The organism is Sphingomonas sp. TF3, assembly GCF_003985085.1.
Lineage (GTDB): Bacteria > Pseudomonadota > Alphaproteobacteria > Sphingomonadales > Sphingomonadaceae > Sphingomonas.
The window spans coordinates 1-15,022 of sequence record NZ_RWKS01000042.1 but is presented as its reverse complement, the minus strand read 5'-3'; the positions used below and the strand labels follow the sequence as shown (position 1 = coordinate 15,022).

19 protein-coding genes are annotated in these 15,022 nt (G+C 66.6%); 16 read left to right on the top strand and 3 right to left on the bottom strand.

All coding sequences use genetic code 11. From position 1 onward, the window contains the following. The first annotated feature begins 234 nt into the window (after positions 1-234). The 15 genes from EJC47_RS19935 to EJC47_RS19865 all read left to right on the top strand — a co-directional run bounded on the left by EJC47_RS19935 (position 235) and on the right by EJC47_RS19865 (position 11,551). Positions 235-525 carry a hypothetical protein gene (locus EJC47_RS19935; RefSeq protein ID WP_409574498.1) on the top strand — a complete coding sequence of 97 codons (291 nt, stop codon included), beginning with the start codon at positions 235-237 and terminating at the stop codon, positions 523-525. Continuing rightward, a complete protein-coding gene (locus EJC47_RS19930) occupies positions 515-2,818 on the top strand; it encodes a type IV secretion system DNA-binding domain-containing protein (protein ID WP_126849461.1) in 2,304 nt (767 codons plus the stop codon). The genes EJC47_RS19935 and EJC47_RS19930 overlap by 11 nt, the downstream gene beginning before the upstream one ends. Positions 2,819-2,933: 115 nt before the next feature. Then, positions 2,934-3,362 (top strand): hypothetical protein, encoded by a 429-nt coding sequence (locus EJC47_RS19925; RefSeq protein WP_126849460.1) that lies wholly within the window; start codon positions 2,934-2,936, stop codon positions 3,360-3,362. After that, entirely contained in the window at positions 3,362-6,412 is a 3,051-nt protein-coding gene (gene mobF / locus EJC47_RS19920) for a MobF family relaxase (protein WP_126849459.1), read from the top strand. Before EJC47_RS19925 ends, mobF begins: the two co-directional genes overlap by 1 nt. 40 nt (positions 6,413-6,452) lie before the next feature. Continuing rightward, positions 6,453-6,653 (top strand): hypothetical protein, encoded by a 201-nt coding sequence (locus tag EJC47_RS19915; protein WP_126849458.1) that lies wholly within the window; start codon positions 6,453-6,455, stop codon positions 6,651-6,653. 53 nt (positions 6,654-6,706) lie between these two features. Further along, on the top strand, positions 6,707-7,186 hold the full coding sequence (locus tag EJC47_RS19910; protein ID WP_126849457.1) for a hypothetical protein: 480 nt from the start codon (positions 6,707-6,709) through the stop codon (positions 7,184-7,186). Next, positions 7,183-7,722 carry a DUF2726 domain-containing protein gene (locus tag EJC47_RS19905; protein WP_126849456.1) on the top strand — a complete coding sequence of 180 codons (540 nt, stop codon included), beginning with the start codon at positions 7,183-7,185 and terminating at the stop codon, positions 7,720-7,722. Before EJC47_RS19910 ends, EJC47_RS19905 begins: the two co-directional genes overlap by 4 nt. Then, positions 7,715-8,098 (top strand): hypothetical protein, encoded by a 384-nt coding sequence (locus EJC47_RS19900; RefSeq protein WP_126849455.1) that lies wholly within the window; start codon positions 7,715-7,717, stop codon positions 8,096-8,098. Before EJC47_RS19905 ends, EJC47_RS19900 begins: the two co-directional genes overlap by 8 nt. Beyond that, positions 8,085-8,846 carry a hypothetical protein gene (locus tag EJC47_RS19895; protein WP_126849454.1) on the top strand — a complete coding sequence of 254 codons (762 nt, stop codon included), beginning with the start codon at positions 8,085-8,087 and terminating at the stop codon, positions 8,844-8,846. The genes EJC47_RS19900 and EJC47_RS19895 overlap by 14 nt, the downstream gene beginning before the upstream one ends. A 181-nt stretch (positions 8,847-9,027) precedes the next feature. Next, entirely contained in the window at positions 9,028-9,372 is a 345-nt protein-coding gene (locus tag EJC47_RS19890; RefSeq protein ID WP_126849453.1) for a hypothetical protein, read from the top strand. Further along, positions 9,365-10,195, top strand: a complete 831-nt coding sequence (locus EJC47_RS19885) for a CsgG/HfaB family protein (RefSeq protein WP_260591685.1) — start codon at positions 9,365-9,367, stop codon at positions 10,193-10,195. The genes EJC47_RS19890 and EJC47_RS19885 overlap by 8 nt, the downstream gene beginning before the upstream one ends. A gap of 11 nt (positions 10,196-10,206) precedes the next feature. Next, positions 10,207-10,611 carry a DUF805 domain-containing protein gene (locus EJC47_RS19880; RefSeq protein ID WP_126849451.1) on the top strand — a complete coding sequence of 135 codons (405 nt, stop codon included), beginning with the start codon at positions 10,207-10,209 and terminating at the stop codon, positions 10,609-10,611. A gap of 12 nt (positions 10,612-10,623) precedes the next feature. Beyond that, positions 10,624-10,887 (top strand): hypothetical protein, encoded by a 264-nt coding sequence (locus tag EJC47_RS19875; RefSeq protein ID WP_126849450.1) that lies wholly within the window; start codon positions 10,624-10,626, stop codon positions 10,885-10,887. Next, positions 10,884-11,099 carry a DUF5818 domain-containing protein gene (locus tag EJC47_RS19870; RefSeq protein ID WP_126849449.1) on the top strand — a complete coding sequence of 72 codons (216 nt, stop codon included), beginning with the start codon at positions 10,884-10,886 and terminating at the stop codon, positions 11,097-11,099. The genes EJC47_RS19875 and EJC47_RS19870 overlap by 4 nt, the downstream gene beginning before the upstream one ends. 113 nt (positions 11,100-11,212) lie before the next feature. Further along, positions 11,213-11,551: a hypothetical protein gene (locus EJC47_RS19865; RefSeq protein WP_126849448.1), complete on the top strand. Its 339-nt coding sequence runs from the start codon at positions 11,213-11,215 to the stop codon at positions 11,549-11,551. A 26-nt stretch (positions 11,552-11,577) separates the two neighbouring features. Here the strand turns inward: EJC47_RS19865 and EJC47_RS19860 are convergent, their stop codons facing one another. Beyond that, complete coding sequence (locus EJC47_RS19860; RefSeq protein ID WP_126849447.1) at positions 11,578-11,991, bottom strand: hypothetical protein; 414 nt, start codon at positions 11,989-11,991, stop codon at positions 11,578-11,580. Between the two features lie 58 nt (positions 11,992-12,049). Between EJC47_RS19860 and EJC47_RS19855 the strand changes: the two genes are divergently transcribed. Continuing rightward, positions 12,050-12,727, top strand: coding sequence for an SOS response-associated peptidase (locus EJC47_RS19855; RefSeq protein WP_126849446.1), 678 nt, complete (start codon positions 12,050-12,052; stop codon positions 12,725-12,727). Here the strand turns inward: EJC47_RS19855 and EJC47_RS19850 are convergent. Both EJC47_RS19850 and EJC47_RS19845 read right to left on the bottom strand, forming a co-directional pair. Then, positions 12,708-13,805, bottom strand: coding sequence for an ATP-dependent DNA ligase (locus EJC47_RS19850; RefSeq protein ID WP_126849445.1), 1,098 nt, complete (start codon positions 13,803-13,805; stop codon positions 12,708-12,710). The genes EJC47_RS19855 and EJC47_RS19850 overlap by 20 nt on opposite strands. Positions 13,806-13,843: 38 nt before the next feature. Continuing rightward, on the bottom strand, positions 13,844-15,022 hold a 1,179-nt coding region (locus tag EJC47_RS19845), incomplete at its 5' end, for a Y-family DNA polymerase (RefSeq protein ID WP_148110562.1).

The window sequence follows — 15,022 nt, the reverse complement described above, 5'->3', positions numbered from 1 at the left end:
GCGAGCGTGCAGTTTTCCCTGCGTTTGCAATGGGTTATCGGGCTTGGGGAGCGTCTGACAACGTCTGACGCATCGGCGCGGGGTGTGTAATCACATGATTACAGTGGCTTAGGCGTCTGACAGCGTCTGACGGCTCCCAGCGTGTAGAGATTTTCTTTGCGACCGTCCATGCGATCCGGTATAGGTCGTGTCGCTTTCTTAAGTCCCCACCAGCCTCCCTGCTAGGAGGTTGGTTTGTCAGACACCAAACGTCGTTTCATGGTCCGCTTCGAGCAGGGCCTGTTCGACCGCATCGAAGCCCTCGCTGACAAGCGAAACTGCAAGCCCTCGGACGTGATCCGAGCGGCCGTCGTCGCCTACCTGGCCGACTCCGCACTCGACGCCACCAGTCACCGCCGGCTCGCCCGGATCAGCGAGTTTCTACAGCTCGCCGTCGACGTGATGATCAGCGAGCAATATCCCGAATATCGCGAGCGGATCATCGCCAACACGGACAAGCGCCTGGAGCAGTACCATGGCGCGTAGCGACATCCGAACCGACGGGCGGGCGATCCCCCTCCACCACCATTCCGCCAGGGGCAAGGTCCACCGCAACGCGGGCAACTTCACCCGCGGGAGTCAGCTGCTCACCCACGAACTTCTCATGTGGTTCTCGGGCGCGAAAATGCCCGTCGTCCTATGGTTCTTCGCCTTCGCCGCAGCATGGTTCATCATCATGTCGCTGAAGCTGGACGAGCACGGCTTCCAGCTCATCTGCATGAAGCTCTACGCGATGCTCTGGGACTGGGTCGGCTTCGACCCGACCAAGAAGGTCAACGTCACCCTGCCGACCGGCGAAATCCGCCACACCATCATGGCGGTCGTGCAGGAGATTCCCGACGTCCAACGGGCATGGAGCGTGGCGATGCGCGGGCTTCTCGGAGCCTTCCTGGTCAGCATCTTCCTGACCATCCCGCTCACGATCTGGTTCGTCGATATTTCGCGCCGCCGGGGCAAGTCGATCCTGCAGGAGCGGCACGAACGCGGAGCCATGCTGGTCGAGCGCGACGTGCTCCTCGCCGAGGTGTCCCAGCACAACTACGCCGCCTTCGAGAAGGAGGCCCGCGAGTGCTTCCCCGACGTGTCGCCCAAGCGGGTGCTGCAGCTCCCGTTCGCCGAGCGGAAGGCCGCCGGAATCCACCATCCCTACACGCTGGCCGGCATCCCGTATCCGCATCGAATGGAGCAGTCCCATACGATGCTGATCGGCACCACCGGCTCGGGTAAGACCACCGAGCTGCGGGCGCTGGTCAAGCAGATGCGCGAGCGCCAGGACAGCGCCGTGATCTTCGATTTGACGGGCGCCTACGTCGAGGCGTTCTTCGACCCGAAACGCGACACGATCCTGAACCCGATGGACCGCCGCTGCCCGGCCTGGTCGATCTTCGCCGATTGCCAGACCCACAGCGAGTTCACCGCCGCCGCCGCTGCCCTGATCCCGTCGGACGGCGGCTCCTCCGAACCCTTCTGGGCGCTCGCCGCCCGCACCCTCTTCATCGAGATGTGCGTCAAGCTGATCGAGAAGGGCGAGACCACCAATCTCGCGCTCTCCGAACACCTGATGACCGCCGATCTGAAGCGCGTCCACCGCTACCTCCAGAACACAATCGCCGACCCTCTGACGGCTCCAGAAGCGGCCCGGATGGCGGAGTCGATCCGGGCCGTGTTCAACACCAACGCACAGGTCCTCCGCTTCCTACCCGACGAGGGTCCGCGCTTCTCCATCCGTGAATGGATCACCGGCGAAAAGAAGCCCGGCTCGATCCTGTTCATCACGTCGAATTACGTCGACCTGCAGATGAACCGAGCGCTCCTGACGCTCTGGATGGACCTCGCCATAAACCGGCTGATGACCATGCCCCGGACCCGCTCGCTGCGGACCTGGTTCATGTTCGACGAGCTCGGCGCGTTGCACCGGCTGCCCGCGATCGAGAACGGCCTTCAGACCGCTCGCGCCTTCGGCGGCGCGATGATCCTCGGCATTCATAGCTTCGAGAAGCTGGTCGAGGTTTACGGCGAGCAGGGCGCCCGCAATCTCGCCTCGCTCGCCCGCTCCAAGCTCATCCTCGCCACCGCCGATCTCGACACCGCCGAGCAGTGCGCCCGCTACATCGGCAACCGAGAAGTGCGGCAGATGGATGAAGCCTACAGCTACGGCTACAACAACACCCGCGACGCCTCGACGCTGACCCCGCGCAAGCAGGTCGAACCGCTCGTGATCGCCGACGACATCACGAACCTGCCGTCGATGAACGGCTTCGTGAAGTTCCCTGACGGCTTCCCCGCTGCCCGCATCAAGCTCGTGTGGAAAGACTATCCTCAAATCGCCGAGGGCTTCCTCGCGCGCCCCGACATGGCCCCGGTTCGGTCTAAGCGCGGAGAAGGGGTGTTCGACGAGGAGGAGGGGCAAGAAGCCGGCGGGCGGGACGGCTCGCTGCAGGTGATCGAGGAGGCCGCCGATCCCAACATCGCGAAGGACATGGCCGCTCGCATCCTGACCTCGGAAGTCGAGGAGGAGAAGGACGGCACGGTTGCCCGCACCCGCGATAACAACAGCGATCGCAACGAGGGCGACACCCCGCGCGAGCATGCCGCCGACAAGGCGCAAGCTGCCCGGTCCGGCCCCGAACAGGAGACCGCTCAATCCCGCGACCGTGACGATCGGCGCGACGGCCGCAGTCACCAGACCGCTCCCCAGGTCGAGGATCAGACCATCGTCGAACTGCGGCAGGATTTCTCCGCCGGCCGCGACGACGGCGACATGGGAATGGGAATCTAGCCGGTGCTGGGCGTCACCCCGATCCGTCGCACCGGCCCCGCTCCCGTTCTCGCTTCGGGCCGCCCCCATCCGGTCGGGTGCAACGCGCCCATCATCGCGCTGGGAGGGCGGTCCGATGATCGCTGACGCGAGCCATCTCGGGGTCGCCGCCATGATCGCCGGCTCGCATGGTGCCGCCGTCGGCTTCTTCGCCTTCATGCGGATCACCCAGCGCGTGCCGTGGATCCGGCCGGCAGTGATGTTCGGGCCTCTGATCGTGCCGGCGATCGTCGCCGTGACCATCTGGACCATGGCACTGGGCCGGGCGGGGCCGATCGTACCCTTGGCCTTCGCGCTCAAGCTGGTCGCCGCCTGGTCGGCATCGTGCGGTGCCTATGTCGCGACCGCCTGCCTCGTCCGTGTCGCCAGCCATTTCGAGCGGCTCCGGCTCGGCCGGATATGGGCAACGCTGCTCGCCGCGCGCGCGGCAGATCGTGGCCAATGCCGGACGGGCGATGATGACGGATCCCCGCACCGCCTGTCGTTCTCGCCGGGAGCCGACTGATGCTCTCCGTTGCCTCCGTCCGATCCGCGTCCGGTGCCGCTGGCTACTTCGCCAAGGACGACTATTACACCGCCGAGGGCAGCTCCGAGATCAGCGCCTGGGGCGGCGACGGCGCGTCGGACCTTGGCCTCTCCGGCGAGGTGACGAAGGATGCCTTTGAGAGCATCCTCAACGGTGTGCTGCCGAGCGGCGAGGGGATCGCCCAGGTCGAGAACCGGCGATCGGGCGTCGACCTCACCTTCTCCGCGCCAAAGTCGGTTTCGGTGCTCGCCTACGTCACCGGCGACAAGCGCATTCTCGGCGAGAACGGTGCGAACATGAAGGCCGTCGCGCGTGCGATGGCTTGGGTCGAGAAGAACCTCTCGGAAGGCCGGAAGGACATAGAGGGACGCAAGGTGCCGATCCAGACCGGCAACCTCGTCTATGCCCTCTTCCAGCACGACACGAGCCGCGCGCTCGACCCCCAGGCGCACGTTCACGCGGTCATCGCCAACCTCACCAAGATGCCGGACGGCAAGTGGCAAGCACTCCACGCCGACAAGATCTGGAGCAACAACTCCGTGATCGGCTCCATCTACCACGCATTCCTGCGCGAGGAGATGGAGAAGCTCGGCTACCAGGTTGAGCTCAAGGGCAAGCACGGCACCTTCGAGATTGCCGGCGTTCCCAAGGCGGTGCTGGAGGCGTTCAGCCAGCGGCGCGAGGCGATCCTCGAGAAGGCGGCCGAATTGGGGATTACATCCCATAAGGGTCGCGACGGCGTCACGACGAACACGCGCAACCCCAAACTGAACGTCGAGGATCGCGAGGGCCTGCAACGCGACTGGATCGAGAAGGCCGCGGCCCTTGGCTTCGATGGGAAGGCGCTGCTCGAAGCCGCACAGTCCCGCTCCGATCAGCGGACGCCCGACAGGGCCGTCGAGCGGGGCTATCGCGCCGTCACCGACGCAGTGACGAGCGCATGGGAGAAGCTGGGCAGCGTGTTGCGGCCGCGCGACCCGCTGGTCGACCGCGGCCTTGGCCGCATCACCCAGTCGCCCGCGGAGGCGCGCGCGCAACTGGCGGTCGCCTCGGCCGTCCGGATGCTGTCGGAGCGGGAGGCGGCGTTCAGCACCACCATGCTCGGAAAGACCGCGCTCGACCTTGGGCTTAAAGGCGTCACGATCGACCATGTCGAGCGTCGCGTCGAACAGCTGGTCGAGCGCGGTCGGTTGATCGCCGGGCAGACGCGAGAGAACGACACCCGTCCGCGCATGGTGACGACGCAGGAGGCGCTCAGGACCGAGGAGAGCATCCTCAAGGCGGTCGAGCAGGGGAAGGGCCAGTCCACCCCCATGATCGCCGCCAGCGAGGCTCCCGAGCGGCTACAGGCCACCGCGGATCGCGAACTGAACGCCGGCCAGCTCGCGGCCGCGACGCTGATCGTGTCGTCCGAGGACCGGACCGTCGTGGTGCAGGGGATCGCGGGCGCCGGCAAGTCGACCATGCTGCAGGCGGTCGCGCGCGTCGCGGAAGGCGAGGGGCGCACCGTCACCGGCCTAGCCTTCCAGAACAAGATGGTCGCGGACCTGGCCGAGGGGGCGGGGATCAAGTCGCAGACGATCGCCTCCTTCATCATGGCCAACGAGCGCCACGTCACCAATCGCGACACCGACGCCTACGACCAGGCGCGCGCCACCTTCGCGGGCCAGATGCTCATCGTCGACGAGACCTCCATGGTGTCGAGCGACGACATGCTGAAGCTGCACCAGATCTCGGCCGCGCTCGGCGTCGAGAAGCTTGTCCTCGTCGGCGACCGGCAGCAGCTCTCCTCGATCGACGCCGGCAAGTCCTTCGCCCTCATCCAAGCGGGCGGCGGGACGATGGCGCGGATGGACGAGAACATCCGCCAGCGCACCGACCAGCTGCGCACCGTCGCCGCGCTCGCCAACGTCGGGGAGGCCGGCAAGGCGATGAAGGTGCTGGGCGACAACGTGGTCGAACACCAGAGCCCGGCCCATCACGCGGCCGATATGTGGCTGGGGCTCTCGCCGGAAGAACGAGACGCGACCGCCGTGTTCGCCTCGGGGCGGGCGTCGCGCGCAATCATCAACCAGCGCATCCAGGACGGGCTCGCCGGCGAGGGCAGCGTGCGCGGGGAGGGCATCCACCTCACCGTCTATGAGCGCGTCAACACGACGCGCGAGGAGCTGCGCTACGCCTTGACCTACCAGCCCGGGCAGACGCTCGAGGTGGGCAGGGGAGGCGGGCAGGACGTCGGCCTTGTCGCCGGTCGCTACGACGTCGACAAGGTCCACCCCAACGGCAAGGTCGACCTCAAACTCGGCAACAAGCGCATCCGGTTCGACCCGCAAAAGCTGTCGCCGACCGAGAAGCGAGACCGCCTGCAGCTCAGCGAAAAGAAGGATCTCCACCTTCGCGAGGGCGACCGTATCCGCTGGACCGCCACCGACAAGGACCGCAACCTCCACAGTTCGGCGCTCGCGCGAGTGCTCACGATCGATGCGAACGGCGTCACCGTCGAGACGGCGGGCAAGGAGCGCCTGACGCTCGATCTCGGCGACCCAATGCTGTCGCGCCTCGACCTTGCCTACTCGCTCAACATGCACATGGCGCAGGGCATCACGACCGACAAGGCGATCACCGTCATGTCGAGCCAGGAGCGCAACCTCTCCAACCAGCGCCTGTTCAATGTCGGCGTCACCCGTGTCCGCGACGAGCTGACGATGGTGGTCGATGACAAGGAGAAGCTGGAGCGCCAGCTCGACCACAACGCCGGCAACAAGACCTCCGCTCTGGAGACGATCGGCCGCCTCGACGTCGATCGCGAGCGCACCCCCGGCGCAGGCCCGCGCGAGAAGTTCGACCCCGGCCCGATCGACCTCAAGGACCTGCCGCCGCTGCCCGGCGACCCACCGGCGCCCGTGGACGGCAACGGCAAGCCGGCGCTGCCCAAGGTCGATGACCTGAAATCACCGCCCGACCTCAAGCCAGACCGCGGCGACATCCTGCCGCCGCTGCCGGAACGCAGCCTAGGGCTCGACCTGTGACGACCGACCGGCCGGACCGCCGGATGATGGAGACGACGACATGAGTGGATGGGATTTCGACGACGTCGGCAAGTTCGGAAGCGAGAAAGCCGCCGAGGATTTCGCCAAGCGCAACGGTGTGGACCCGCGGGACATCCGCACGCGCGACAAGGGTGACGGGATCGAGCTGGAGATCCGGCGCTCCAACCTGGACCGCCGCGGGCTGAAGGACAGCGGCGAGGGCCGTCGGGACGGTTGGTGACGGGCAGGCCGGCGTGGTTCGGGTCCGCCGGCCGCGCCGTCCGATCGGGGGACATGAGCATGCACACGGAGAGCTCAACCGACTGGCGGCAGCGCGCCGCCATGCTGCGCCTTCAAGCCGAAGATCTCGGCGGGCTGGCGATCGCGCTCGCCGAGCAGGGCCGCTACCGAGCAGAGGATCCCGTCTATCGGGCGTCGCTCGCGCTGCGCGACCTCTGCAACCGGCGTGAGGCCGCGGCGACCGAGCTTCTCGCTATGGGAGAGGCGACCGAGCGCGCGGCCCGGGACCGCGAGTATGAGCAGGACCGCGCACGCTGCCGCCAGGGAGAGCGGCGCTTCTGGAGGACGCTGGGTCTCGGCGCGATCGGCCTCGCTACCTTTGTCGCCTTCACGACCCTTCTCGGCCCGGATTCATCCCGCCGCGATCATCCGATCAGCACCGCAGACATGATCCCGCAGCGCGAGTGGATGGCGGTGTCGACGCCTGCCGGCACTTCCTCGCCGGCCGCGACCAGCGGAGATCGCAACCCATGAGCCAGATCACCGGCTCCCCCGTGGCGCTGCTCGTCTTCATCGTCTGCGCGCTCGCGCTGCTAGGCCTATTGAAGATCACGCTCGGGCTCGGTGGACCGCCCGCGCCGGTCGCGAAGCGGTTCCTCACCGACCGCGAATTGGCGATGCTGGTCGCGATCGAGCGCATCCTGCCCGCGCACCGGGTCCATGCCCAGGTCGCGATGGGCGCGCTTCTGCAGGCTCCACGCCGGATCGGACGGAAGGTCTCGCACGCCGACCGCAACAGCTTCTCGCAGAAGATCGTTGACTTCGTCGTGCAGGACCGGACGAGCGGCGCGATCGTCGCCCTGATCGAGGTGGACGACTACTCGCACAACGCGGTCCGCGACGCGGTGCGCGACGCGATGACCGCCCGGGCGGGCTATACCACGATCCGCATCCCCGGCCGGACCAAGCCCACCCTGTCGAACGTCCGCCAGGCGCTCGCTCCGCTGCTCCACCCTGAGGGATCGCCTGGCGCGGTCGCCATAGCCGAACGGCAGGCCAGCCATGCTTGAGGCCCAGCTGCTCTCGGCGATCTACGCGACCGTGCTGCTCTACCTGGCCGGTAATCTCGCCGGTCCGGGCTGTATGCGGCGCTCGGGCGCGCCACCGCTTCCCGCAGGCCTCCGATCGGGCGTCAGGCTCGCCACGGCAATCGGACTCGCCGGGCTCGCGTGGGTCGCGCTCACGGACACGCCGCCGGCAATCGGATCGCGCGAGTGCGCCGTGTGGATGGCCGTCCTGGTCGAAACGCTCGTGTTCCTGAAGATCGCGATGCACCGCGATCAGGGGCTCTACGACCGCATGGGAAGCCTCCAGACAGGCGGCGGCACACTCCTCGCGTCTGCAGCAAGCCAGCCAACTCAGGGGGGAACACATGGGCCTCGATGATCGCGACTACATGCGCGAGCGGTATCGAAAGCGGCAGGGACTCGACGACGGAAAGGTTCGCTGGGGGTTCGGCAAGGCCGCGCGCGATGCGCGGGCTGCGAAGGCCCGCGATGCCAAATCGCTGCCGCTCGGCAGCGCATCGTGGATCGACGCCAAGTCGCGGGTTGAGTTCACAGAGCCATGGTTCAGCACCAAGAACCGGGGCCACGACTACCAGAAGGGTCGATATAGACCGTCGCCCAGGTTCAAGGCCCACCCGCTGCAGGGTTGGATCCTCGGCCTTTCAGCTCTGCTGACGCTGATCCCGATGTATGGCGCTGCCAAGCGGAGTGGCTGGATCCCGGACCTTGCGGCCGCGCAGTCTTTCCCAGAGTCCGGTAGCGTCACGGTCGCGACATCGCTCAGCACTAAGCGGCTTACGAGCTGGCTCGAGGTGCAGACGAGCAACGCTAACGCAGTCGTTCAGCTCATCGACCCGGACACACGAGAGCACGTCCTCTCGATCTACGTTGCCGGCGACGATCGAGTCCGCGTGCCCGTACCCCGCGGCACTTATCAGATGCGCCTCATTGAAGGGCAGAAGTGGCACGGCCCGATACGGTTTTTCGGCCCGAACACGTCTTATGAGACCGTCGTCAAGCCTATGACGTTCGAGCGGACGGCAACACATATCATCGATTTACGACGTCGGCCCGACGGCAACCTACACACGCGCCTCAACGTCACCCGGCCAGAGCCACTGCGATGACCCCGGGTCCACTTATCCTGCAGCATTCCGGGATGGAGTTTTCCGCCCAAAGGATCGTCCCGCGCATCTACGCGGCGGCGAAGACCTCGCCGGCCCTCCGGCCGCCGGGAGTGGTGGCCTTGCCACCAACGGCGCTGCGACATCGCAGCCGCCTTCACAATGCAAGAAAGGATCAAACACCATGATGCTACTACGTTTCGCCGCGTGGGGGGCAATCGCTCTCGCCGTAGGCATGCCCGCAGTCGCGAGCGCAACGCCCGCCAGCCCCGTTCTCCTCGCGATGGCGAGCTTCGCCGGCGAGAAGGCCGGGGAGGATGCCGCCGCGAAGGTCAGCCTCAAGAAGGCGCACTGGAAGGAACACGCCGGCGCCCATGCGAAGGGCGACTGCAAGGATTGCCCCGAATGTGCCGACTGCGCCGACTGCGCCGACTGCAAGGACTGCGACGAGGCGAAGAAGGTCGCCGAGGCGGAGGAGCGTGCCGGCATCTGCGACCCGGCCAAGCATGCGGCCAAGAAGCGTGCCTAACCGGGCTATTCTCCTCGCCGTAACGGCCGCTCTCGCGGCCGTCACACCCTCAACCGCCTTCGCGCAAAAGCTGGGAAAGGGCGGCACTGGCGTCGACGAGACGTCCGAACTGCCACGCTGCTCTCAGCCGCTCGGCACGGTCGCGCTGGTCGAGGATCGCAGCGTCGCCGGCGTCGAGGATCAGCTTCCTCCCGGCATGCGCGCGCTAGTGCAACTCGCCGAACGGCAGAACGGCGGGTCCACTGCCAAGGTTGATCCCTTGCCCCTCCTGAAGCTCCTGACAGCCCGTTCGGGCTGTTTCGAGGTGGTCGACCGTGGTGGCGCGTTCGACGCCCTGCAGCGTGAACGCCAGCTCGCCGCCGGCGGCTCGGTTGCCAATGGTGCCGCCCTCAACCAGGCCACGCTACGCGCGGCCGATTACCTCCTTACCGCCCAGGTCCTCTACTTGGACAGCAATGCCCGTGGTGGGGGTGGCGGAGTCGGCGGCACGTTCGGTTCGGCCGTCGGGCTCAAGACCAAGACGCTCGAGAGCCAGACCATGCTCACGCTCGTCAACGTGAAAACGGGCGTCCAGACGGCCGTTGCTACGGGTGCAGCGCGCAAGCGCGACGTCACGGTGGTAGGCGGCGGCCTTCTCCTGAGCCTCGGGGTCGGGGCTCTCGGGGGTGCCTACACGTCGACGGACATCGGCAAGATCACCTCGCTTGTCCTGCTCGACAGCTTCAGGAAGCTCACGGTCGACGCGCAGACAAGGATCTCTCCGCCCGTCGGCGCGACTCCTCCGGCCGTCAGCCCGCCGCTCGCGGCAGGGACGCCCAGGTAAAGGAGAGGGGGATGGATGTTGGCGAGGTCTTGTTCGCCTATAGGGGCAGGGTGGGGCGGTTGCCGTTCGTCGCGACGATCGCCGCCAGCTGGGTGCTGCTGTTCGCGAGCCGGTACGACATCCGCTTCGTCCACTTCCTCGCCGGGCTGTCTCAACCCGCCCTGCTCGGTTCCATGGCGATGGCCGCCTGGATCGCGTCCGCGGTGATGGTGAAGCGGCTCCACGACGTCGGATGGTCAGGCCTCAACACGATCTGGATCGCGCTCCTGGCCCTTCTCGGCGACCCGCTCGACACGAGCGCTCCGCTCCTGATGGGTACGGCTGCGGTCTCGATCTTCGCCCAGCTATGGCTCTGCATCGAGCCTGGCGCCCGCCGAGCGAACCGCTTCGGCAACGCGGCCCCGCTAGGTGGCTGATCGCAGCACGTCATGGACCAGTGCGATCTCTTCGGCGAACCGCTGCCCGCTCCCGAACCGGAGCCGGTGGTCGAGCTGCCCCTACCTCCACTCGCCGCACCCTGCGCGTTCCGCAATCGATCGAACAAGCCCTGCCAGCGGCTCGCGCGCGACCCGATCAGGCTCGATGGCAAGAAGCTGCGCTCACACGGGCGGCTTCTGCTCCACTGCCCGATCGCGTGCTTCAACGGCGCGGCGGCCGAGGAGATCGACGCCCTCGCGGAGGCGGCGGAATGACCACTGCCGGTCCAACACGGCTTGCCGGCGTCGTCGAGATGACACCGCGCGGCCCGATGCTCCTCGAGGCTGACGGTATGCGCTGGCGCCTGACCGGCGACGTTCCCTTGGGCCACCTGATCGGGAGCCCGGTGACGGTCGAGGGAACGATCAGTGGCGCGGTAATCGCCGCCTATTACCTCGCCTCGCGAACGGAGACACCACCATGCTGAGCCCGGCGACCGCGTTCCCGTATCGTCGACCAGGATGCCCCTACTGCGGACATACAATCGACCACTGGCCGAAGGAGGCTCACGTTCAAAGCTGCCGGCTCTGTCTCCGCCCGATGGTCCTTCTACGCTGGCCGACCGACTGGAACGGCCCGAAGCGACTGCGCGGCCTGCTGGACGTGGGGTTTGCCCTCTACGGACTCTTCACGATCGCACTGGTTGCCGCCTTCATCATCACCGGCCTGACGCCCCACGCATTCGCCAAGGGATTCTCGGTTCTGCTGTTCATCATCGGCAGCGTGCTCGCGGCCGACGGCGTGCTCGGCCTCCGGACGGGCATGGACAGGACAGGCAAGCGGCTCCGTTCCGGTCGAGCAGCGCGCGTTCTCGCTGGAGGCAAACTCGTCGCCGGCTCGGCCGCCATCTTCCTGCTCTGCGTTGGGCTCGCTCTCTAAGGCTGCCAAGAGGCTGACGTTCGCCCTTAGCCGCCGAGCTTCGCCGCATCCTCCATAACGCTGTCCGGCTCGCCAAACCGATAGGCAGCCAATTCCTCGCGGTCGGCCTTGCTCAAGGGACTCTTGCTGTAGGTGCCTTTGGCCCAGCTATCGGTGCCGGTGTGCCGCTCGCCTAGGCGGAGCATCTCGTCATGCGGAGCGACATACCAGACACCACGATCCGGGAACGCCACCCAGATATTTCTCCCGATATACTTCTTGTCGATGGTCCACCGACCCTTCAGCTGCACGAGCTTGGTGTCGCCGGTCGCCTCGTTGAGCAGAATGAGATCGATGCCGTTGTCGTACACCGGCAGGTACGCGTTGTAGCCTTGGTTGAGCGCCACGGTGACAAGCGCGTTGCGGTTCACTACTTCGACGGCGTCACTGGTCAGCTTCATCGTTCTCCCTACCGCCGATCGCCTGACAGTCCCGCCCGAACGTGGCAGAAGCTCGCGCATGTGCAACCGCTACCGCATCTCCGCGAAACAGGCCGCCGTTATGCGCGCGTGCGGATTCGAGCCCCCCTATGCGCCCGACGAAGTGTTCCCGCCAGCGCGCGAGATCTTTCCAACCGGCAAGAAGACCGCCAGACACGGCCCGATCGTGCGCCGGAGCGCGGCCGGCAACCGGCCCTTGGAGATGGCGCTGCTCGAATGGGGCTTTCCGACCAAGGTGCCGAGCAAGCGCGACCCGGAAATCAAGCTCGACAAGTACGTCACGAACGCCCGGAACCTCGCCTCGCCGATGTGGAAGCCATCGATCGCGAGCGCGGAGCGGCGTTGCATCGTGCCGTTCACCTGGTTTGCCGAGCCGCATCCTGAAGGTGGCACCGGCGACGATGGCAAGCCGCGGCAGATGTGGTTCGCCCTTCCGGATCAGCCGATCGGCTTCTTCGCCGGCCTGTGGCGGCCGACCGAGCGGGGCGAGGCCTATGCCTTCGCCACGACGAACCCCAACGAGTTCGTGAAGCCGTGGCATCCTAAGGCGATGCCGGTGATCCTGCGACCCTGCGACCTGCTGCAATGGCTCGACGGCAGCGCGGCCGACGCTCTCACGCTCGTCCAGCCCTACGCCGGCGAGATGATCCGCCAGGTCGAGACGCCGCCCGACGACCTCATCGAGATAGACGCCTAACGCCGGCCAGTTCTGTCACGTCGACCACGGTCGCATGCCGCACCTTCTCGCTACCTTTCAGATGGCGCACGCGAACGCGCATCCTCGGCTCGATCCAGCGCGCGCGCTTCGACCGTGGCATGCCGGCGGGCGGCCGATCGCGCTGCAGCTGCTCGGCCGCGGCGTAGAACAGCTCGCGGCGATCGGCGGGCAGGGTGATGGCGGCGCCACCCGCATATTCGAGCCCGTCCTGCGTCTCGCGCGCCAATAGTGCGGAGACCGGTTCCCCCGGCGTCGCCTCTGTGCCGACCACCAGGTACTCGGCTTCGGTCCAAGCCTTTGTCTTCAACCAGGTCTTCGCCCGGCCGCTCGCGTAACGGGTGTCGCGCTTCTTCGACACGATGCCCTCAAGTCCCATGGCGTCGACAGCGTCGAAGAACTGCACGCCGCCCCCGCGCACGTCGGCACTGAAATGGATGGGGTTCGCCGGATCAAACTCGCCCAGCAGCTCCTCGAGGCGCTCACGCCGCTGCTCGACAGCGAGCGGGCGCAGGTCTCGCCCATCGAGATGCAACAGATCGAAGGCCATGAACACGAGGCGCTCGGGGCTGCGGCCGATCACGGTTCGCAGCGCGGCGAAATCCGAGCGTCCTGCCTCGTCCTGAACGATGACCTCGCCGTCGATGATCGCACGACGGCACCCCAACAGCTCGGCCGCGCCCAGCAGCGGCGCATATTTGGCGCTCCAATCGTGACCGTTACGCGTGAACGCACGCCGCGCTGCGCCATCGATCACGATCTGGGTTCGGTAGCCGTCGTATTTCACCTCATGCAGCCAATCTTCGCCGGCAGGCGGCACGTCGACGAGCGTCGGCAACATCGGCTCGATAAAGGCGAGAGAACGCGCGCCCAGCGATCCATGCGGGATCGGCTCGTGCCCGGGCTGATCATGGTGAAGCACGTCGCCCAGGTTGCGGCAATCGATCGCCTGACCGCATGCCGGACAGTCCATGAAGTGCATCGCCTCCGGCAGGTCTGGCGCGACCACTGGAAGGGCGTTGAGCTCTTCCCGGCTCGGAGGGGGATCGAAGCGCTTCACCTATTGGAATCGCTCGCGCGTCGGACTCGTTCCCGCAACTACGCGCGCACCACGGGCACGTCCGAGATCCGGGTCGTATAGGCCGGCGACTTCGCGGCCGCCCGCATCCGCCATTCCCGCTTGAACCCCTGAGTGCCCGGCACCGCGGTAAACCGGCCGAACTTGCCATTGATGTCGTCGAGGGCGGCCATTAGCCTCTCGCGCCGGCCGTTGTCCGCCTCATCTTCAAACAGCGTGCGCGGCCGCAGCTCGGCCGACACCAGGTCCTCGAGCATCACGCCGGCCTTGGTGTAGGCGTACCCGTCTCGCCAAGCATGCTCTGCTCCCTTCCGCGCGACACGAACGAGCTCCAGACCATCGGCCGTCATGGGATGCAGGCTCAGTGTTCGCGAAGCGCCGTATTGCGGCCGGTCGGCGAAGCGGTTGGTATGGAACAGGACCGTGAGCCTGCCGGCGACCAGCCCGTGCGAACGCAGCTTCTCTCCGGCGCGCATCGCGTATTGTGCGATTGCCCCCATCAGCACATCGAAATCCGTCACGGGTTGGCCGAACGAGCGTGTCACCGCCATGCCCTTCCGCTGCGGCTCGATCGTCTCCACCACGGCGGCCGGCACGCCCCGCAGCTCGGCCACGAGACGCTCCAGCACGACAGTCCCCATGCTCCTCGCCTGCTTGACCGGCATGTCGCGGAGTGCGGCCGCGGTGTGGATCCCCAGTTCCTTCACCTTCCGCGCGGTCGCGCTGCCGACGCCCCAAACATCCTCGACGGGGAAGCGCTCCAGCACCCAATCGCGGATCGGCTCGTGGCGGAGGTCCGCGACACCGTCAAAGAGCGGGTTTTTCTTGGCTGCCGCATTGCCGAGCTTCGCCAATGTCTTCGTCGGGCCGATGCCTACGCAGGTCGGAATGGTGGTCCACTGCAGGACTTGGGCGCGCATCGCCTGGGCGTGCGCCACCAGATCGCGGTCCTCGAAGCCCGCAAGGTCCAAGAAGCTCTCGTCGATACTATAGACCTCTATGTCCCGCGCGAACGGCTCGACGGCCGCAAGTACGCGGCGCTGCATGTCACCATAGAGCGTGTAGTTGGACGACAGCACACGAATGCCGTGCGCCTTTATCTTGTCCTTTATCTTGTGTATGGGATCACCCATCTTGATGCCAAGTGCCTTGGCTTCATCGGATCGAGCAATTGCGCAGCCGTCGTTGTTCGAAGCAAC